This window comes from Brevundimonas sp., from assembly GCF_027487935.1.
Taxonomy (GTDB): domain Bacteria; phylum Pseudomonadota; class Alphaproteobacteria; order Caulobacterales; family Caulobacteraceae; genus Brevundimonas.
In genome coordinates this window covers 198,442-216,360 of record NZ_JAIYCP010000010.1, presented here as the reverse complement: position 1 = coordinate 216,360, position 17,919 = coordinate 198,442, and the positions used below count along the sequence as shown (strand labels likewise).

The window sequence follows — 17,919 nt, the reverse complement described above, 5'->3', positions numbered from 1 at the left end:
GATTCGATATCGAACTGCGGGCCACGCTGGCCGTCAGCCTCGATGGTGCCGATCGTGTGGTAGCCCGCATCAATCGCGCCGTACCAGCCGTTCGGCTCGGCGTTGGCAACGCCGGCTGACAGGGCGAGAGCCCCCGCTGCGCTGGTGGCCAGAATGAAAGTTTTAACGCGCATGGGTGGATGCCCTCCGCAGCCCAAATGAAATTTGTGACGGCGTAGAGGCCGCCGCTGAGGTCACATAACAGCCTGACGGTCCGAGGTCGAGATGGTGGGGCGCGAAGGTTCGCAAGCGTGGCTGCTGCGCTACAGACCGGCCCTTTAGTTGTCGCAGGGCGGGAATTCCGGTCCGATTTTGCGCCCCGCAGGCGGGCCAGCGCCTCAGATCCGGAGGAATCGTCTCGCGGAATGCCGGGGCCTCCGCGGCCGGTTTCAGGGTGACAGGGGCCGGGCCTCGCTTTAGGAGCCTGCTCATCATGGACGAGACCGAGCGCCAATCCGGGGATCGTGGCTGGGACACGGCGAAGACACTCGCCGAGGCCCTGCCCTATATCCAGATCTATGACCGCAAGACGGTGGTCATCAAATACGGCGGCCACGCCATGGGCGAGAGCGCCGTGGCGCGTCAGTTTGCCGCCGATGTGGTGCTGCTGAAGTTGATGGGCGTCAATCCGGTCGTCGTCCACGGCGGCGGGCCGCAGATCAGTGCCATGCTGGACAAGGCCGGGGTCAGGTCGGCCTTTGTCGACGGTCTGAGGGTCACCGACGCCGACACCATGCAGGTCGCCGAAATGGTCCTGTCGGGCGCGGTCAACAAGGAGATCGCCCACTGGATTACCATGGCGGGCAAGGAAGCCGACGTGCGCGGCGTCGGCCTGTCAGGCAAGGACGCCGGGCTCCTGACCGTGGAAAAAACCAAACGGACCAAGCGCGATCCCGACAGCATGATCGAGCATGAGGTCGATCTCGGCTTTGTCGGCGAGCCGACCCGGGTCGATCCCAAATTGATCCGACGCCTGCTGGAATCCGACGCCGACTGGGTGCCGGTCATCGCGCCGATCGGCGTGACCGAGGAAGGCCAGACCTACAATGTGAATGCCGACACGGTCGCCGGTGCCATCGCCGGGGCGCTGGACGCCAAACGCATGCTGCTCTTGACCGACGTACCAGGCGTCAAGGGCGCAGACGGTGAGATCATTCGTCAGATGACCGTCAGTGAGGCCGCGAAACTGATCGAGGACGGTATCGCCACCGGCGGCATGATCCCCAAGCTGCAGACCGCCATCGCCGCCGTGCGCGACGGGGTGGAGGCCGTGGTCATTCTCGATGGCCGCCGCCCCCATGCCATGCTGGTCGAGCTGTTCACTGAACATGGGGCCGGCACCCTGGTGAAGGCGTCTTGATCGACCTGTCGCACGTCTCCACCTGGGTGTTCGACATGGACGACACCCTGTACCCGCGAGAGCAGGGGCTGATGCAGCTGGTCCAGGCACGGATCAATGCCTATGTCGTCGAGGCGGTGGGGCTGGATCCCGTCGCCGCCCGCTTGCTCCAGCGCCAGTTCCTCGACGAACACGGCACGACCCTGGCCGGCCTGATGGCCAACTACACGATCGATCCCGCGCATTTCCTGCATGATGTCCACGACGTGCCGATGGATTCGCTGGAGCCCGCCCCCCGCCTCGTCGAACAGCTGATGCGCCTGCCCGGCCGCCGCTTCGTCTTCACCAACGGCGCGCGCGACTATGCGGACCGGGTGCTGGACCGCCTCGGGGTCACGGCCTGTTTCGACGGCGTCTTCACCATCGAGGACGCTGACCTGACGCCCAAGCCCGCGCCCTCGACCTTCCGGCATTTCATCGAACGCTACGGCTTCGACCCGCACCGGGCCGCCTTCTTCGAGGACACGCCGCGCAATCTGGAGCCGGCCAAGGCGCTGGGCATGACCACCGTCCTGATTGGCGACGGCCACGGCAAGCCGCTGGGCGACCACATCGACCATATCGCCCCCGATCTTCTGGATTTCCTGACCGACCTGACCTTCAAGGACGCCGCCGCATGACCGACCTCGCGCATCTGGAATCCGTCATCGAGACGGCGTGGGAAGACCGCGCCCACGTCTCGGCCGCCACCCACGGCGAGGTCCGCAAGGCCGTCGACCAGGCCGTGGCCCTGCTGGACTCGGGCCAGGCGCGGGTCGCCTCGCGCGGGGCCGACGGGGTCTGGACCACCCATCAATGGCTGAAGAAGGCGGTGCTGCTGTCCTTCCGGCTCAATGACAATGAGATCCTGCGCGGCGGCGACCGCGGCCCAGCCAGCCACGCCCCCGGCGTCGGCCCCTGGTGGGACAAGGTGCCCAACAAATTCGGCGACTGGACCGCGGCCCACTATCAGGAGGCGGGTTTCCGCTCCGTGCCGGGTTCGATCGTGCGGCGCGGGGCCTTCATCGGCCGCAACGTCGTGCTGATGCCCAGTTTCGTGAACATCGGGGCCTTCGTCGATGAAGGCTCCATGGTCGACGCCTGGGCCACGGTCGGTTCCTGCGCCCAGATCGGCAAGAACGTCCACCTGTCGGGCGGCGCCGGCATCGGCGGGGTGCTGGAGCCGTTGCAGGCCAATCCGACCATTATCGAGGACGGCTGTTTCATCGGGGCCCGCGCCGAGGTGGCCGAGGGCGTCATCGTCCGCGAGGGCGCTGTCCTGGCCATGGGCGTCTATCTGTCGGCCTCGACCAAGATCATCGACCGCGCCACCGGCGAAGTCTTCCGCGGCGAGGTGCCGGCGTATTCCGTGGTCGTGCCGGGCAGCCTGCCCGACCCGAACGGCGGGCCGTCGCTCTACTGCGCCGTCATCGTCAAACGGGTGGATGCCCAGACGCGGGCGAAGACGGGTGTGAACGAGCTGCTGCGGGACTGATCAGTTCGCCGCCGCCAGCCGCACCAGCTTGCCGTTGGTCTCGTCGGTTACCACCCACACTGCACCGTCGGCCGCCACGGCCACGTCGCGAATCCGTTCGCCGAGGTCGGTCATCAGCCGCTCCTCGCCGATGATGCGGCCGCCCTCGACCACCAGCCGGGCGATGTGTTTGTCCTTGAGCACGGCGACCAGCAGATTGCCGCGCCAGCCGGGGAACATGGCCCCGTCATAGACGGTCATGCCGCCGGGGGCGATCGAGGGGTCCCAGTAGTAGGCGGGCTGTTCGGTGCCTTCACGGGCCGTGATCCCTTCATTGATCGGGACACCGCGATACTCGATCCCGTAGGTCACCTCCGGCCAGCCGTAGTTCAGGCCGGCCCGGTCCAGATTGACCTCATCGCCGCCGCGCGTGCCGTGCTCGACGGTCCAGACATCGCCGTTCGCCGCGATGGCGATCCCCTGCGCATTGCGGTGACCCAGCGACCAGATCTCGGGCAGGGCCCCGGCGCGGCCGACGAAGGGGTTGTCGGACGGGACCGTGCCGTCGGCATTGATGCGGATGGTCTTGCCCATGTGCGAGGCCAGGTCCTGGGCCTGGGGACGCATCGGCGCATCGGACCGCTCGCCGAGGGTGATGAACAGCTTGCCGTCACGCGCAAAGGCCAGGGACGAGCCATAGTGCAGCCGGCCCGCATAGGTCGGCATGGCGCGGAAGATGACCTGTACGCCCTCGACCCGCGACCCGTCGTCCGACAGGCGGCCGCGCGCCACGGCGGTGCCGTTGCCGCCCTCGCGGGGCTCGGCATAGCTCCAGTAGATCATTCGGTCGTCGGCGAAGGTCGGGCCGGTCACGACGTCCAGCAGGCCGCCCTGCCCCTGGGCATCGACAGCCGGCAGGCCGGCGACCGGCTCGCTGACCGCGCCGGCGGCGGTGATGATCCGCAGGCGGCCGGGCCGCTCGGTCACCAGCCAGCGGCCGTCGGGCAGCAGCGCCAGGCCCCACGGCTCCTCCAGCCCCGAGGCCACCACCGAGTGCGCCATGGTTACCCCGGTGCGAACACCGGGCGCGCGGGTCTGGCCGGCAAAGGCGGGCTGCTGGTCCGGCGCATTGGCCGCGCGGGTCTCGACCGGATCCCCGGGCCGGACCGCGTCCTGCCCGTTGGCACCACAGGCGGCGGCCAGGGTCACGGCGGAGACAGTGACGGCGAGGGCGAGCAGGCGCATGGGAAACCCCTTGAATCGGATGCGAAGCGAACAGTCGCGCCAGCCTAGCCGTTCCCGCCCCGCCACGTCACCCTTATGCGACGCAAGGTCCCGGCCCCGCGACGGCGTGAAGGCGGCTTGAAACCACCGGCACCCGCCTATATAGGCACCGCTCTTCCGGCGGACAGACCAGTTCCCGCCGGGACTCGAGCGACACGATCGTCAAACGGGGCTGGGTAGCTCAGCTGGTTAGAGCGGTGGATTCATAACCCACAGGTCGGCGGTTCGAGCCCGCCTCCAGCCACCATCGTCGCACCCCCCTTCTGCAAAGCGTCATCCCGGGTCACACTGGCGTTTTTCGAGAGGCCTCCGATGATCAAGCGTTTCCTGACCCTCGCCGCCCTGGCCACCCTGGGCCTGGGCACCGTCGCCTGCAGCCCGGCGGCAGAAGACGCTGAAACAGAGGTCGCAGAGGCCCAGACCGAGGCTGAGGAGGCAGCGGGCGAGGTCAAGGCGGCCCTCAGGGAAGAGGCCGCCCAGGTCGGTTCGGCGATTACGGCCGTCGCCGGCCAGGCCGTTCGCGACGTCGATCAGGCCACAGACGAGCTGGCGGCCGATGCGGCGGCCATGAATGCCGAAGGCGAGGCCGAGGAAAAGGGCAACTAGCCGGTCAGGCTGGTTCAGCGGGCAGGATGTTCCCGAGGGCCCGCACTTCGGGGCCGGCCCTCACGCCGCTCTGGCAGCGCGCGGCGCCATCTCCGGGCCCGGTAGAGGCTCGGCCGGGGCCGGCGAACAGGACGCCCGGCTCAGTCAACGTCGACACGGTCGCGAAGACTGAGCTCAAAATCGATCAGGATATCCATCAGCTCCTCGCTTCCAATATAGCCTCGCCGGGGGCCAAATCGGTAATTCGTGAAGCTGACAATATGCTGAAGTGCGCCGACCTGCTCGCCGAGTCGTGTAAACAGCGATGGCGCCTTGAGCAAAAATTCACGGAAGGCCATCGGCTTGCCTTCTTGGGTCAGGGCAGAATAGGCCGTATCATATATTTGAAGCGTACCTTTTACTTCCTTGCAGGTTCGCACAATTCTGTCACGCACAGTTTTGCGACTTCTATTAATGTACGTTTTGGAAATTGTGTCGACAGCACCCTTCGGTTTTATTGAATCAAGCTTTGCCGATACTGCGACGACATCCTTCATCAGAACACCGAGGGACCACTTATAATACAGGAACCCCTTCCAGCAAAAAACGCCTTCGTGATATTCACTGGCACTCATACGAAGCGTTGTTCCAAGAATATTTGTGTCCTCGCCGGGCACGTTGGACAGGATTTTTGATGCCATTCGCTCGATCGAGCGAACGCCCGTGGCACCTGTGCTCATACTCATCTTTACCAGCGGCGTGATTTCGGCCCGCACGAATTCCAGCATGCTTTTGAAATCAGATTCACTGAGCGAGAAGTAACAGTCAGCAGGTTCAACGCCCACGCGGGAGAGTTGTTCTCTCAGCAAAAACGGATCCAGCGACGGCGTCCGATCCATGACATCCAGAATCATGCAGTCTGGATGTTCGAGGCCAATGCCAAAAGCTTCGAGAATGGCCTTCTCGTAGTTTACCTGTCCGACAAATATGTATCGACCACCAGTTTTAAGGTCACGGCGATCGATCGGTATGACAATTTTGAGCGCAACCTGACGATCGTCCGGGAAACGATCGTATTCGTTGCTCCTTAGCCTGTGCTTGATCAGCAAACATCGGTTCAGCTCGGGCGTCTGGAAAAGCGGCTTTTCTTTCCAGTCCCAATCGCCCTCATGCTCCCGGGAGACTTTCAGGAGGTTCAGGACCCGCGCTGTCGACGCCGTCCGCTCAAGATTCTCGAGACTGCGGAATGATCGGTCTGCCAACGTACCCCCCTTGCCGCGAGGACACAGAATTCCCGCATTCGCGCACCTGAATTGCCAGTATGCCTCGTTGAGGCAGATTCGTCGCAGCCTCCTACACACGTTTGGTGAGAAATTTTCGCCTCACCAAAAGAGGCCGAACGCCGTTCGTCGTATCACTGTACCCTTCTACAAATTCTTTCGGCGTCCTGGACTTTTTGGCAGGTAGCCGCAAGCAAGGCTACATAACGTAAAGTTACAGGAAGCTGATGTGCGGCGTGTCCGGGCGTTACGCCGGTTCCGCCAGCAGCGCATCCACGAGGGCGCGGGCTTCGGGGCTGGCCCAGTCTGCCTCGCCGGAGAAGGAGGCGCGGATGCGGCCTTTGCGGTCCAGCAGCACCGTCTGGGGCATCTTGCCCTCGCCCGGCAGTTCGAACGGCAGCTGGAATTTCATGTCGCTGTAGAGCGGCAGGGGTTCGTGCACGTCGATAAAACTACGCGCGTCGGTCAGACCGTCGGGCGTGGCGTCGACATTGATCGGCAGGACCATCAGCTCGCTGTCGGGATAGGCCTCGTCCAGCCGGGCGAGAGTCGGCATCTCCGTGCGGCAAGGCGCACACCACATGGCCCAGAGGTTGACCACCACAACCTTACCGCGGAAATCCGCGAACCTCGCATCCGCACCGTCCCGGGTCTTGAACACATAGTCCGGGGCCATCGGGGTGGCCTCGAGCGTCTCCAGCCGGGTCAGCGACCCCGTGGCGAAACGCGCCAGTTCGCTTTTGGCCGCCGGTTCCGGCGTTGCGGCTTTGAAGAAGGCGTCGCGATTGACGTATACCAGCCCACCGCCGATCAGAGCGCCGGCCAAGAGTCCGCCCGCAATTGCAATCCCCGCTGCCTTCGAGCCCTTCATGACAAAGCCTTCCCCGTCGCCAGCGTCAGTTAAGCCTTCTCCGAACGCGGAAGGTCAAGACATGTGGGGCGGACGTTTCTCGGCGCGACCGGCCGACATCATGCAGGCGATCAACGTCTCCATCGGCGTGGACCGGCGTCTGTGGGCCCAGGACCTGGCCGGCTCGCGGGCGCATTGCCGCATGCTGGCGGCACAGAAGATCATCACCGGAGCCGACGCCGAGGCCATCCTGGGCGGGCTGGACGCCATCGAGGCCGAGATCCGCGACGGGTCCTTCCCGTTCCGCGACCAGTTCGAAGACATCCACATGAATGTGGAGGCGCGGCTGGCCGAACTGATCGGCGAGCCCTCGGGTCGGCTGCACACGGCGCGCAGCCGCAATGACCAGGTAGCCACCGATTTCCGCCTCTGGGTCCGGGGCGCCTGCGACGCCGCCGTCGAACAACTGAAGGGTCTGCAAGCCGCCCTGCTGGTCCGGGCGGAACAGCACGCCGGCGACCTGATGCCGGGCTTCACCCATCTGCAGCCGGCCCAGCCGGTGACCTTCGGCCACCATCTGATGGCCTATGTCGAGATGTTCGGCCGAGACGCGGCCCGCTTCGCCGACGCCCGCGCGCGGATGAACGAGAATCCGCTGGGCGCCGCCGCCCTGGCCGGTTCGCCCTTCCCCATCGACCGGCACATGACGGCCGCGGAACTGGGCTTCGACCGGCCGATGGGCAATTCGCTGGACGCCGTCTCGGACCGCGACTTTGCACTGGAAAGCCTGGCCGCCGCCTCGATCTGCGCCGGGCACCTGTCGCGTCTGGCCGAGGAGATCGTCATCTGGATGACGCCGCAGTTCGGCTTTGTGACCCTGCCCGACGACCTGACCACCGGCAGTTCGATCATGCCGCAGAAGCGCAACCCCGACGCCGCCGAACTGGTGCGGGCCAAGACCGGTCGGATCATGGGCTCGCTGGTCGCCCTGTCGACGGTGATGAAAGGCCTGCCGCTGGCCTATTCCAAGGACATGCAGGAGGACAAGCCGCCGGTGTTCGAGGCGTTTGACGCCCTGACCCTGGCGCTGGGGGCCATGACGGCCATGGTCTCGGCCCTGCAGCCGAACACGGAGCGGATGCGGCAAGCGGCAGGCTCGGGCTTCTCCACCGCCACTGACCTGGCTGACTGGCTGGTGCGCGAGCTCAACCTGCCGTTCCGCAAGGCGCACCATGTCACGGGCGCGGCAGTCAAACGGGCCGAGGCCCTGGGCGTGGATTTGTCGCAACTGCCGCTGGCCGAACTGCAATCGCTTGAGGCGGGCGTGACGGAAGCGGTTTACAAGGTGCTCACCCCTGAGGCTTCCTGTGCCAGTCGCCAGAGCTTTGGTGGCACGGCGCCGGAACAGGTCCGCGCGCGCATCGTCGAGTGGAAGACGCGTCTCGCGTAAGGGGTTTGGGATGAAGAAGATCGTATTTGCGGGCGTCGTGGCCCTGATCGCCGTCTCCGCCGCCGGCTGCGGGCGTATCGCCGACCTCGAGGCCCCGCCGGCCAAACAGACCGAGCGCGGCATGCGCGACGGGCGGGCCCCCAACCTGCCCGAGCCTGCCACGGTCAACCGCCCGCCCAGCCAGATGCCGATCGACGGCGGCCCCAGCTCGAGCCCCTACGGCGGGTCGGGCGCCAACCCCGGCTAGGGTTTCCTCGCACCCATTCGACCGGATCGACGGCGCGCTTCAGTCCCAGGCGCGCCGCAGGGGCCGCATGCCGGGGCGGTGGTCAGGGTGCGTCCGTCACGGGATGAGGTGCGGAAGCGGGAGCCGGTGGCGGCGCAAATCGCGCCGACTGGCAGCCTGCTACCAACCCCCGAACCCCTCAGTCCAGCGCGCACACATCCGGCAGTCCGCGCAGCGTGCCCGCGTGATCCAGTCCATAGCCCACCAGGAACCGGTTCGGTGCCTCCCAGCCGACGAAGTCGGGCTCGGGCGCGCGCGGCAGGGGCCAGGGCTTCTTGGCGAAGACGACGGTGAGGACTTCCGCAGCACCCTTTTCCCGGGCGATCCGCACGGCCTCGGCCAGTGAAAGGCCGGTGTCGAAGACATCATCGACGATCAGGACCCGCCGGCCCTCGATCGAGCGCTGGAAATCGGCATAGACATCGATCCGGCCCCGGCTTTCGGTCCCGTCGCCATAGGACGCCAGCCACAGGGCGTCGAAACGGACATTGCGTCCGATCCGCGACAGGGCGCGGGTCAGGTCGGCCGCGAACCACAGGCCGCCGGTCAGAAGCACGGCCGCCACGGTCTCATCGTCGATCACCGGAGCGATCTGCGCGGCCAGATCGGCGACGATGCGCTGGACCTCGGCTTCGGGCAGCAGGACGGTGGGCTTTGGGGGGGTATCAGCCATGCGAGGCGGATACCGCTCCTTACCGGTGGGTGTCCACCACCGGCACGGCGTCGATGGGATGCATCTCCGGCGGCGGGGCCGGAGTCAGGGCGGGGCGCAACCCACCGTCGGCACCGTCGGCTGACGCCGGCGAGGGCGCGGGTGCCTTGGCTTCATGGGCGGCAGCATGAGCCGGAGCCGCCGGGGGACGGCGGGTGTCGGCATGGACAGGGGCCGGATGCGGGGCCGCCTTGTCCCGGTCTTCGTCCAGAACAAAGGCAACACCGACGCCCTGACCGCGCGCGCCGGGATCGGGAATCACCACGGCGAAACCCTGGACCTTGCCGGGCAGCACCGGGGCGGCATCGATGCGGACGATGGCGTGGCCGATCTCGGCACCGTGGGAGTCCAGCAGGGCGACGCGGACCGGCGGCGCGATCCGCTCATTGTCACGGACATTCCGGAGGGCACCCGAGACCAGCACCTTGCCCGGGTCGGACGGCACAGGTCTGGCGCTGACCGCTTCGAAATCCAGTCCGGTCGGGTTCACGGTCAGGCCGATGGCGGCATAGGCGGCAGCCGCGCGGGGGGCCATCTCGACCACCTCGACGCGGAACAGCCAGGCGGAGCCGAGCAGGGCGGCGAATCCGGAAGCGATGCCGGCCCAGACCACGCCATGGGTCGCCGCGCGACGCAGGCGGCGCTGCTGTTCGGCCCGGGCGCGGAAGGCCTTGGGCAGTTCGGGAGCCGGCGTCTCGGCCAGTGATTCGGGCTCGGACTCGTCGTGCTGGCTGAAACTGACGGTCTCGCCGGGTACCGGGGCGTGGGACAGTTCCAGCGGTTCATCGAGCATGGCCCGCCAGGTGTGGCGGCACGATTTGCAGCGCACGGTCCGGCCGCTGGCCCCGATTGCCTCATCCGGGGTGAAATAGCTGGTGGCGCAGGACGGGCAGGTCAGTATCATGTGCGCCGACTGAGAGGCTCTTCGCCCCCTCCCGTCGCGGCCTGGCCGCGTCCTGATCCGAAATTCATGTCCGTCCAGCCCCGCCGCGCCTATCAATCCGACTCCGCGACCGCCACCGTCCGCCTGTCTGGCGTGGGCTTTGGCTATGCGGCGACGCACCGCACGTTGCAGGACGTTAACCTCATCTTGCCTGCCGGCTCTTTCCACTTCCTTACCGGGCCGTCCGGGGCGGGCAAGTCGACCCTGCTGAAGCTGCTGACCCTCGCCGAGCACCCGCTGACCGGAACCCTGCATCTGTTCGGCGAGGACGCCACCATGGTTCCGCGCCGCGCCCTGCCCGCCTTCCGTCGACGGATGGGGGTGGTTTTCCAGGACTTCCGCCTGCTGGACCACCTGTCGGCCTTCGACAATGTCGCCCTGCCTCTCAGACTGGCGGGCGGGAAACAGGCCGACCATGCCGGCGACGTCGAGGAAATGCTCGACTGGGTCGGGCTGGGCGACCGGATGGACGACCGGCCGCCGTCGTTCTCGGGCGGCGAGAAGCAGCGGCTGGCCATCGCCCGCGCCGTGATCACCAAACCCGACCTGATCCTTGCCGATGAGCCGACCGGCAGCGTCGATGCGGTGATGGCCGAACGGCTGCTGAAACTGTTCCAGTCCCTGAACCGGCTCGGGACTACGGTGCTGATCGCCAGCCATGACGAGGCCCTGGCCCGACGATCCGGCGCGAACGTCCTGAGACTCGAAGGTGGGCAGCTGACGGGTGGCGGGTCATGATCCGCCGCCTGTTCAACATGCGCGCGCCTCTGCTCCCGCGCGACGCAGGGGGCGAGGCCTGGCTGGCGGGGCTCATCGCCGTCCTGTGCTTTCTGGCCTGTCTGGCTGCCGTCGGGGCCGTTTCGGCGGACCGGGCCGCCCAGGGCTGGGCCCGCGCGCTGAGGTCCGAGGCGACCGTGCAGGTACGGCCGCGCGTCGGCGAGACCGGTGCCGAGGCCGCCGCCCGGGCCGCCCAGACCCTGGCCGGGGTTGAGGGCGTCGATGAAGCGGAGGCCATGGACCGCCAGACCGCCGAGGCCCTGCTACGGCCCTGGGTCGGAGACGCCGTCCTGCCCGACCTGCCCATCCCCTATCTGGTCACCGTCCGGCTGGATCCGGCCGCGCCCGCCAGTGCCGTCACCCTGGGCCGGGCCATGGCCGAGGCCGGGCTCGACGCTACGGTCGACGACCACAGCCTTTGGCGCAGCGAGGTCGAGCGTTCAGCGGGATTGATCACCCTTCTGGCCGCCGCGGCCTTCCTGCTGACCGCCGGGGCGGCCGGAGCCGCTGTCGCCTACGCCACCCGGGCTGGCATGGCCGCGCAGTCGACCGTAGTGGACACCCTGAGCCTGAACGGCGCCTCGGATGCCGCCATCGCCGGTCTGTTCCAGGCCCGCTATGGCCTGCTGGCCGCCGGGGCGGGGGCGGTCGGTGCCGTCGTCGCCATGGGGCTGTTAGCGGCCCTGCGCTTTCTCGGCGGGGCGGAAGGTGTGACCCCTGCCCTGCCGCTGGCCTGGAGCGACCTCCTGATCCTCTCGCCATGTCCGCTGCTCGCGGCTACGGTGGCGGTTGTCGTCGCGCGAGCCACCGCTCTGGCGCGGCTCAAGCGGGGTCACTAGGTCCAGGACATGAAGTTTCTGACCTTCATCGCCACTCTGGTGCTGATCTGGACGATCGGCCTGTTCGCCTTCGCCGATCGCGTGCGGGGATTCACCCCCGCACCCGAGCCGGCCCGCGCCGACGCCATCGTGGCCCTGACCGGCCCCTCGGCCGAGCGGGTCAATGCCTCCATCCGCCTGCTCGAGCAGGGCAAGGGCAAGCGGGTGCTGATCTCGGGCGTGAACCGCGAGGTCCGCCGCCAGGAGCTGCGCGCCCTGACCCCCGGCTCCAACCGCCTGTTCAACTGCTGCGTCGACCTGGGGTTCGAGGCCGAGGACACCATCGGCAACGCCCAGGAGATCGCCGCCTGGGCCGAGGCCAAGAACTATGACAGCCTGATCGTGGTGACCTCGGACTATCACATGCCGCGCGCCCTGACCGAGATCCGCGCGGCGGCCCCGGGGATCGAACTGACCCCCTATGCCGTCGAGACGCCCTCGCTGGACAATTCCCGCTGGTGGAAGGCCGCCGTCACAGCCCGGCGGATGACCCTGGAATACATGAAATACCTCGCCGCCCTGGCCCGCGCCATGGTCGGCGGCATTGATCGTCCGACTACGGACGAACCCGTGGCAGAGAAGGCCGCCTGACGTGACATGGCTCCGGTCGCTGGCCTTTGTGGCCTGGCTCTATCTGTCTATGGTCCTGTTCGCCGTCGGTCTGTCGCCGGCCCTGCTGATGCCCTACCGCCAGGCCATGTGGGTCATCCGCAACTGGTCGAAATTCACCCTGTTCGGCCTGCGCTGGATCGGCGGGGTCAGGGTGGAGTTCCGGGGCGTGGAGCATATGCCGGTCGGCGCCTGCCTGATCGCCGGCAAGCACCAGTCGATGCTCGACGTCATCGCCCCCTTCGCGGTCCTGCCCGACAACTGTTTCATCATGAAGAAGGAACTGGCGCCTCTGCCCTTCTTCGGCTGGTTTGCGGTCAAGACGAAGATGATCGCGGTCGACCGCTCGGCCCATTCCAAGGCGCTGAAGGACATGGTCCGGCAGGCGCGGGCCCGGTTCGCTGAGGGGCGGCAGATGCTGATCTTCCCGGAGGGCACCCGCGCGCCCGTCGGTGCTGCGCCCGACTACAAGCCAGGCATCGCGGCACTGTACCGCGACCTCGACTGCCCCTGCACCCCGATGGCGACCAACTCGGGCGTCCACTGGCCCGCCCACGGCTTCCGCCGGTATCCGGGGACGATCGTCTATGAGTTCCTGCCGTCGATCCCGGCGGGGCTGAAGCGGGACGCGTTCATGGCGACGCTGGAGGAGCGGCTTGAGGGCGCGTCGAACGCGCTGCTGACTCAGTGAAACTGCTGATGTGGCGTTCTGCTCAAGGGACGTTGGCGGTCCTCATCGCGCTCGCGTTGTTGGTGGGTGCCATGACGCCCTATCAAATCAGCTTGGGCTATTTTTTCATCAGTGGAGCGGGTTGCATCGTCACGTGGCGTCTGCGCGTCGGGGCCACCGTGGCACTGTCTGCCACTGGTGCAGGCCTGTTGCTGGTTTTGGCCTTCACCCCGCCGCTGATTAACCTCGCCCTCTGCACCTACCCTCACATATGTCAGACGCAGAACAGCGTTGACGCCGCGCGGGCGTTGTCGCTGTGGCTCGGCTTGATCTGGAGTGTCGGTTTGGCCTTGGCCTTTGGGCTGACCTTGGGATCGCGCGGGCAAAAATCCGCGGAGGTCTAGCGCAGCGCCTCCCACGCCAATGCATGCACCCGATCCCGCCCCAGCGCCGCAGCCATAGGCGGCTCTCCGAACAGCCCCGCGATCGCCGGATCCCTGACATCCAGCCCGCCCGTGAAGGCCCCGAAGGCCGGCAGCACCGCCCTCCGTCCGTCCGTCACGAAACACGGCCGCCGCACGCCCCGCCCATGCGCCGCAACCCGCGCCGCCGGGTGCAGGTGGCCGGCGATCTCGCCCGGCTGCTCGCCAGGCTGGGGCTCGTGGATCAGGCGCAGGGAGCCGAGCGCCATCGTCTCCACCACCTCCCCGACCAGATCGTCCATGGCCCCGGCCAGGGCCGCGATGTCGTGGTTGCCCTCCAGCCAGATCCAGTCGCGGCCCGCCGCCAGCCGGTCCAGCCGGGCCTTATCGTCCGCCGCCATCCGGCCCACCGACTTCGCATCGTGGAAACTGTCGCCCAGCAGGACCACCGCCGCGGGCTGCAGAGCGTCGATTTCGGCCTCCAGCCGGTCCAGCGTCGCCCGGCTGTCATAGGGCGGCAGCATCTGACCGCGGGCGGCGAAGGCCGAGCCCTTCTCCAGATGCAGGTCGGCGGCGATCAGGGTGCGGTGGTTCAGCACCCACAGGGCGCCCGAGCAACGCAGCACACAGGGCTCGCCCTCGATATGCACGCGCAGGCCGCCGCTGGGGCAACGGGCGGGAGAGAGGAGGTTCTTCAGGGCCGCATTCATCGTCCTTCTCCCATTGGGAGAAGGTGGCCGCGAAGCGGTCGGATGAGGGTCGGCTGCGTCCGTCGGCGTAAGCCGTCGCAGGGTTCGGGGTGCGGCTTGCGCCGACCCTTGGACCCGGCCCTCACCCTTTCGCCTTGCCGATCGCATCGCTCCCGGAGGCTCAAGCCCTCTCCCAGCGGGAGAGGGGGCTGTGGACGGGCCTTCACGCCATCACCTCGGCGATCAGGGTCTCCTCGTCGAACCCATAGGCCGAGGCGTCGAGGATCATCTCCGCGGCCTGCACGCCGCCGACCCGTTCGCGCCCGATCTGGACCAGAACCGGCACGCAGAACGGCGACGGTCGCTCCAGCGGCACATGCCGGATCTGACCCCGGATCCGCTCAAGCAACTGGCCCAGCCGCGCCACGTCCAGCAGGCCCGCGGCGGCATCCGCGCGGGCGGTCTTGAGCAGCAGGTGGTCGGGCTGGTGGCGGCGCAACACGTCGTAGATCAGGTCCGTCGAAAAGGTCACCTGCCGCCCGGTCTTCTCATTGCCCGGCTGGCGTCTCTCGATCAGCCCCGAGATCAGGGCGCAATTCCGGAAGGTGCGCTTCATCATGAAGCTCTCGGCCAGCCAGCTTTCCAGATCGTCGCCCAGCATGTCGGGCTCGAACAGGGCGCCGAGATCGAGGCCATCCATCGGCTTGATCGACCAGATGGCCAGGGAATAGTCGGTGCAGACGAAGCCCAGCGGCCCGACGCCGAGCCGGTCCAGCCGGCGCGTCAGCAGCATGCACAGTGTCGCATGCGCCAGGCCGCCCTCGAACGGATAGGCGACGAGGAAATGGCGCGAGCCGCGCGGGAAGGTCTCGACCAGCAGGGTCTCCGCATCCGGGATCATCGACCGCGCCTCCTGCAGCTCCAGCCATTCCTGCACGTCGGGCGGCAGGATGCGCCAGTGATCGCGGTCCTGGATCATGGCCCGCACCCGGCTGGCGAGCGACGTCGACATCGGGAATTTGTTGCCGCCCCACGACGGGATCTTGGGGTCCTTGTCCTGCGCATGGGTGACGAGCGCGTCCATGCCGCTGATGCCCTGGAAGGCCCAGACCTGACCGGCGAAGACGAAGGTGTCGCCGGGCGACATCTGTTCGAAATAGTTCTCTTCCGCCTCCCCGACCTTGCGGCCGCCGATCAGCTGTTTCGAGGCGCCGCCACGCCGCGAGGCGATGCGCACATTCAGGGTCGCGGCCGCCACGATGGTCCCGACATTCATCCGGTGGCGCTGGGCCGTCTGGGCGTTGCGGACCTTCCATTTACCGTCCTGCGTCCGGACGATCCGCGCAAACCGCTCATAGGTGCGCAGGGCATAGCCGCCGGTGGCGACAAGATCGACCACCTCCTCGAACTGCTCATACGTCAGGCCGCGATAGGGCCCGCAGCCGGTTACCTCCGTGTACAGAGCATCCAGCGCGAACGGTTCGGAACAGGCGCAGCCCATGACGTGCTGGGCGAGGGTGTCGAGCGTGCCGGTATGCACCGGCTCCCAGTCAAAGGCGTTTTCGGCCACGGCCTCGCGCGCGGCCTGGCATTCCAGCATTTCGAACCGGCTGGCGGGCACCATCAGGGCCCGCGACGGCTCGTCCAGCCTGTGGTTGGCGCGGCCGATCCGCTGCACCAGCCGGCTCGCCCCTTTGGGAGCCGCGAGCTGGATCACCAGATCGACGTCGCCCCAGTCGATGCCGAGGTCGAGCGTCGAGGTGCAGACCACCGCCCGCAGCTCCCCCCGCGCCATCGCCGCCTCGACCTTGCGCCGCTGCTCGGCCGCCAGCGAGCCGTGGTGCAGGGCGATCGGCAGGTCGTCCTCATTGATCGCCCACAGCGACTGGAAGACGAACTCCGCCTGCCAGCGCGTGTTGACGAAGATCAGGGTCATGCCCGAGCGCTTCAGCGCCTCATAGACCTCCGGGATGGCGTGCTGGCCGGTATGGCCGGCCCACGGCACCTTGCCTTCGGAGACCAGGACATCGACCACCGGCGGCGCGCCGGGGTCTCCACGGACGATGGTGACGGGGGCCTCCACGCCGGGCCTCAGCCAGTCCGCGATCATCTCCGGATCGTCCACCGTCGCGCTCAGCGCCACCCGCCGCATGTCCGGCGCGAACTGTTGCAGCCGCCCCAGGCCGAGCGACAGGAGGTCGCCCCGCTTGCCGCTCCAGATCGCATGCACCTCATCCAGCACGACGCGTTTCAGGTCCGCGAAATAGTCGCGCGCACCGTCCCAGGCGCAGAACAGGGCCAACTGCTCCGGCGTGGTCAGCAGGATGTCCGGCGGAAACTCGCGCTGCCGCTGCTTCTTGGACTGTTTGGTGTCGCCGGTCCGGCTCTCGACATGGATGTTCAGCCCGATCTCGCGGATCGGTGTCATCAGATTGCGCTCGACGTCGGTGGTCAGGGCCTTCAGCGGCGACAGGTACAGGGTGTGCACCCCCGACCCCGGCCCGAACGCCGGCCGCGGCCCGCGCTCGGCCAGCTCCACCAGCGACGGCAGGAAGCCCGCCAGCGTCTTGCCGCCCCCGGTCGGGGCGACCAGCAGGGCGTGCGACCCGGTCTGGGCCGCCGCGATCATCTCCAGCTGATGCCGTCGCGGCGACCAGCCGCGCCGCGCGAACCAGTCGGCGAACAAGGGGGGCAGCTGCGTCACTCGCCGACCCGCGCGCCTTCGCAATATCCGCCGTCGGCCCAGCGACCGCCAGCGTCGAGACAGCGGTCGATGGCCATGAACTCGCTGAAGAAGTACCACCAGACGAAGACAGCGCCCAGGATCAGTGCGACGCCCAAGCCAATCGCCCGGTGAGCGGGACGCCGCTTCACGGCTCGCCCCACGGCGACAGCACCCGACACCCGCTGTGCTCGAAATGCCGGACATTGCGGGTAACGACGGCAAGCCCGTGAACGTGGGCGGTAGCCGCGATCAACTCATCAGTCATTTCGGAGACGCGGCCCGCCGCCCGGTTGATCTCCGCCAGGGAAGCCCAGCGTTCCGTGACCTCCAGATCGACCGACAGGATTCGCTCGCCATACCGAAGGATCAGATCGGCGAGCCAGAAATCGAGATCGTCGCGTCGTCGTCCCGGCTCGAGTCGGACGATACCGCGTCGAAGTTCACCGACCGTGATGACGCTGATGTGCAGGTCCGACAGCAGCTGTTCATTCAGCCAGCCGATCATCCCTGGGTCCGGTCGCGCGCGCTTCGGCTCGCTGATGGCGTTGGTGTCCAGCAAGAACATCAGAACGGGTCGATCTCACGAGCGGGACGGCGGTCACGTTCCAGATCCACGCCTTCGAGTGACGGGCCGTTCAGCAGCCAGTCTTTAAAGTCCCGCGAGGCGCGGGGATCCTTCAGCCGTCGAAAGTCTTCGGCGGACAGCACCACGGCCGCCGCTTCGCCATGCAAGGAGATTTCCTGCGGCCCTTCCGTCCGCGACCGGCGGATGACCTCTGAGAGGTTGTCCTTGGCTTTGGCGACACTCCAAACCACGACGATCTCCTATATGGCTATAGTATATAGCCATATCTTGCGTTCACGCTCG

21 protein-coding genes and 1 tRNA gene are annotated in these 17,919 nt (G+C 67.3%); 12 read left to right on the top strand and 10 right to left on the bottom strand.

All coding sequences use genetic code 11. The features are described 5' to 3' along the window. Positions 1-472: 472 nt before the first annotated feature. Genes argB through dapD form a run of 3 tightly spaced genes read left to right on the top strand, consistent with a single transcriptional unit; the run spans position 473 to position 2,912 of the window. Positions 473-1,399 carry an acetylglutamate kinase gene (gene argB, locus Q0053_RS05060; RefSeq protein ID WP_298096897.1) on the top strand — a complete coding sequence of 309 codons (927 nt, stop codon included), beginning with the start codon at positions 473-475 and terminating at the stop codon, positions 1,397-1,399. Then, the gene (locus Q0053_RS05055) at positions 1,396-2,058 is read left to right on the top strand and encodes a pyrimidine 5'-nucleotidase (protein WP_298096894.1); all 663 of its coding nucleotides are present in this window, start codon (positions 1,396-1,398) and stop codon (positions 2,056-2,058) included. Before argB ends, Q0053_RS05055 begins: the two co-directional genes overlap by 4 nt. Further along, positions 2,055-2,912, top strand: coding sequence for a 2,3,4,5-tetrahydropyridine-2,6-dicarboxylate N-succinyltransferase (dapD, locus tag Q0053_RS05050; RefSeq protein ID WP_298096891.1), 858 nt, complete (start codon positions 2,055-2,057; stop codon positions 2,910-2,912). The genes Q0053_RS05055 and dapD overlap by 4 nt, the downstream gene beginning before the upstream one ends. Here dapD and Q0053_RS05045 read toward each other — a convergent pair whose 3' ends face one another. Then, positions 2,913-4,136 (bottom strand): PQQ-dependent sugar dehydrogenase, encoded by a 1,224-nt coding sequence (locus tag Q0053_RS05045; protein WP_298096888.1) that lies wholly within the window; start codon positions 4,134-4,136, stop codon positions 2,913-2,915. A gap of 209 nt (positions 4,137-4,345) precedes the next feature. Here Q0053_RS05045 and Q0053_RS05040 point away from each other — a divergent pair. After that, positions 4,346-4,422, top strand: a tRNA-Met gene (locus Q0053_RS05040). Between the two features lie 65 nt (positions 4,423-4,487). Then, entirely contained in the window at positions 4,488-4,781 is a 294-nt protein-coding gene (locus Q0053_RS05035; protein ID WP_298096886.1) for a hypothetical protein, read from the top strand. 140 nt (positions 4,782-4,921) lie between these two features. On the opposite strand, the gene Q0053_RS05030 is transcribed toward Q0053_RS05035, so the two are convergent. Together Q0053_RS05030 and Q0053_RS05025 are read right to left on the bottom strand one after the other, a co-directional pair. Next, positions 4,922-6,022, bottom strand: a complete 1,101-nt coding sequence (locus Q0053_RS05030) for a hypothetical protein (RefSeq protein ID WP_298096884.1) — start codon at positions 6,020-6,022, stop codon at positions 4,922-4,924. A gap of 265 nt (positions 6,023-6,287) precedes the next feature. After that, positions 6,288-6,911 (bottom strand): TlpA disulfide reductase family protein, encoded by a 624-nt coding sequence (locus Q0053_RS05025; protein WP_298096881.1) that lies wholly within the window; start codon positions 6,909-6,911, stop codon positions 6,288-6,290. 61 nt (positions 6,912-6,972) lie between these two features. On the opposite strand from Q0053_RS05025, the gene argH reads away from it, so the two are divergent. Beyond that, entirely contained in the window at positions 6,973-8,340 is a 1,368-nt protein-coding gene (gene argH, locus Q0053_RS05020; RefSeq protein WP_298096878.1) for an argininosuccinate lyase, read from the top strand. Between the two features lie 10 nt (positions 8,341-8,350). Next, entirely contained in the window at positions 8,351-8,587 is a 237-nt protein-coding gene (locus tag Q0053_RS05015; protein ID WP_298096877.1) for a hypothetical protein, read from the top strand. A 178-nt stretch (positions 8,588-8,765) separates the two neighbouring features. Here the strand turns inward: Q0053_RS05015 and Q0053_RS05010 are convergent, their stop codons facing one another. Together Q0053_RS05010 and Q0053_RS05005 are read right to left on the bottom strand one after the other, a co-directional pair. Continuing rightward, positions 8,766-9,299, bottom strand: a complete 534-nt coding sequence (locus tag Q0053_RS05010; protein WP_298096874.1) for a phosphoribosyltransferase — start codon at positions 9,297-9,299, stop codon at positions 8,766-8,768. A 19-nt stretch (positions 9,300-9,318) separates the two neighbouring features. Then, on the bottom strand, positions 9,319-10,242 hold the full coding sequence (locus Q0053_RS05005; protein WP_298096871.1) for an MJ0042-type zinc finger domain-containing protein: 924 nt from the start codon (positions 10,240-10,242) through the stop codon (positions 9,319-9,321). Positions 10,243-10,308: 66 nt separating this feature from the next. Between Q0053_RS05005 and Q0053_RS05000 the strand changes: the two genes are divergently transcribed. The 5 genes from Q0053_RS05000 to Q0053_RS04980 are packed head-to-tail and all read left to right on the top strand — an operon-like array spanning position 10,309 to position 13,619. Next, positions 10,309-11,019, top strand: a complete 711-nt coding sequence (locus Q0053_RS05000) for a cell division ATP-binding protein FtsE (RefSeq protein ID WP_298096868.1) — start codon at positions 10,309-10,311, stop codon at positions 11,017-11,019. After that, complete coding sequence (locus Q0053_RS04995; RefSeq protein ID WP_298096865.1) at positions 11,016-11,897, top strand: ABC transporter permease; 882 nt, start codon at positions 11,016-11,018, stop codon at positions 11,895-11,897. The genes Q0053_RS05000 and Q0053_RS04995 overlap by 4 nt, the downstream gene beginning before the upstream one ends. A gap of 9 nt (positions 11,898-11,906) precedes the next feature. Continuing rightward, positions 11,907-12,527 (top strand): YdcF family protein, encoded by a 621-nt coding sequence (locus Q0053_RS04990; RefSeq protein ID WP_298096862.1) that lies wholly within the window; start codon positions 11,907-11,909, stop codon positions 12,525-12,527. Position 12,528: 1 nt separating this feature from the next. Then, a complete protein-coding gene (locus Q0053_RS04985) occupies positions 12,529-13,236 on the top strand; it encodes a 1-acyl-sn-glycerol-3-phosphate acyltransferase (RefSeq protein WP_298096859.1) in 708 nt (235 codons plus the stop codon). Further along, a complete protein-coding gene (locus Q0053_RS04980) occupies positions 13,233-13,619 on the top strand; it encodes a hypothetical protein (RefSeq protein WP_298096856.1) in 387 nt (128 codons plus the stop codon). Before Q0053_RS04985 ends, Q0053_RS04980 begins: the two co-directional genes overlap by 4 nt. Here the strand turns inward: Q0053_RS04980 and pdeM are convergent. The 5 genes from pdeM to Q0053_RS04955 all read right to left on the bottom strand — a co-directional run bounded on the left by pdeM (position 13,616) and on the right by Q0053_RS04955 (position 17,867). Continuing rightward, on the bottom strand, positions 13,616-14,347 hold the full coding sequence (gene pdeM, locus Q0053_RS04975) for a ligase-associated DNA damage response endonuclease PdeM (protein ID WP_298096853.1): 732 nt from the start codon (positions 14,345-14,347) through the stop codon (positions 13,616-13,618). The genes Q0053_RS04980 and pdeM overlap by 4 nt on opposite strands. 202 nt (positions 14,348-14,549) lie before the next feature. After that, entirely contained in the window at positions 14,550-17,030 is a 2,481-nt protein-coding gene (locus Q0053_RS04970; protein ID WP_298096850.1) for a ligase-associated DNA damage response DEXH box helicase, read from the bottom strand. Then, positions 17,027-17,167 carry a hypothetical protein gene (locus Q0053_RS04965; protein WP_298096847.1) on the bottom strand — a complete coding sequence of 47 codons (141 nt, stop codon included), beginning with the start codon at positions 17,165-17,167 and terminating at the stop codon, positions 17,027-17,029. Before Q0053_RS04965 ends, Q0053_RS04970 begins: the two co-directional genes overlap by 4 nt. A gap of 29 nt (positions 17,168-17,196) precedes the next feature. Further along, positions 17,197-17,616 carry a type II toxin-antitoxin system VapC family toxin gene (locus tag Q0053_RS04960; protein ID WP_298096844.1) on the bottom strand — a complete coding sequence of 140 codons (420 nt, stop codon included), beginning with the start codon at positions 17,614-17,616 and terminating at the stop codon, positions 17,197-17,199. After that, positions 17,616-17,867: a type II toxin-antitoxin system Phd/YefM family antitoxin gene (locus Q0053_RS04955; protein WP_298096841.1), complete on the bottom strand. Its 252-nt coding sequence runs from the start codon at positions 17,865-17,867 to the stop codon at positions 17,616-17,618. Before Q0053_RS04955 ends, Q0053_RS04960 begins: the two co-directional genes overlap by 1 nt. Positions 17,868-17,919 lie beyond the last annotated feature (52 nt).

Coding starts and splice junctions, on each gene's coding strand:
- Q0053_RS04990 (WP_298096862.1), top strand. CDS start 11,907: ATGAAGTTTCTGACCTTCATCGCCACTCTGGTGCTGATCTGGACGATC.
- argB (WP_298096897.1), top strand. CDS start 473: ATGGACGAGACCGAGCGCCAATCCGGGGATCGTGGCTGGGACACGGCG.
- Q0053_RS05045 (WP_298096888.1), bottom strand. CDS start 4,136: ATGCGCCTGCTCGCCCTCGCCGTCACTGTCTCCGCCGTGACCCTGGCC.
- dapD (WP_298096891.1), top strand. CDS start 2,055: ATGACCGACCTCGCGCATCTGGAATCCGTCATCGAGACGGCGTGGGAA.
- Q0053_RS05035 (WP_298096886.1), top strand. CDS start 4,488: ATGATCAAGCGTTTCCTGACCCTCGCCGCCCTGGCCACCCTGGGCCTG.
- Q0053_RS05010 (WP_298096874.1), bottom strand. CDS start 9,299: ATGGCTGATACCCCCCCAAAGCCCACCGTCCTGCTGCCCGAAGCCGAG.
- Q0053_RS04960 (WP_298096844.1), bottom strand. CDS start 17,616: ATGTTCTTGCTGGACACCAACGCCATCAGCGAGCCGAAGCGCGCGCGA.
- argH (WP_298096878.1), top strand. CDS start 6,973: ATGTGGGGCGGACGTTTCTCGGCGCGACCGGCCGACATCATGCAGGCG.
- pdeM (WP_298096853.1), bottom strand. CDS start 14,347: ATGAATGCGGCCCTGAAGAACCTCCTCTCTCCCGCCCGTTGCCCCAGC.
- Q0053_RS05025 (WP_298096881.1), bottom strand. CDS start 6,911: ATGAAGGGCTCGAAGGCAGCGGGGATTGCAATTGCGGGCGGACTCTTG.
- Q0053_RS05005 (WP_298096871.1), bottom strand. CDS start 10,242: ATGATACTGACCTGCCCGTCCTGCGCCACCAGCTATTTCACCCCGGAT.
- Q0053_RS05015 (WP_298096877.1), top strand. CDS start 8,351: ATGAAGAAGATCGTATTTGCGGGCGTCGTGGCCCTGATCGCCGTCTCC.
- Q0053_RS04995 (WP_298096865.1), top strand. CDS start 11,016: ATGATCCGCCGCCTGTTCAACATGCGCGCGCCTCTGCTCCCGCGCGAC.
- Q0053_RS05000 (WP_298096868.1), top strand. CDS start 10,309: ATGTCCGTCCAGCCCCGCCGCGCCTATCAATCCGACTCCGCGACCGCC.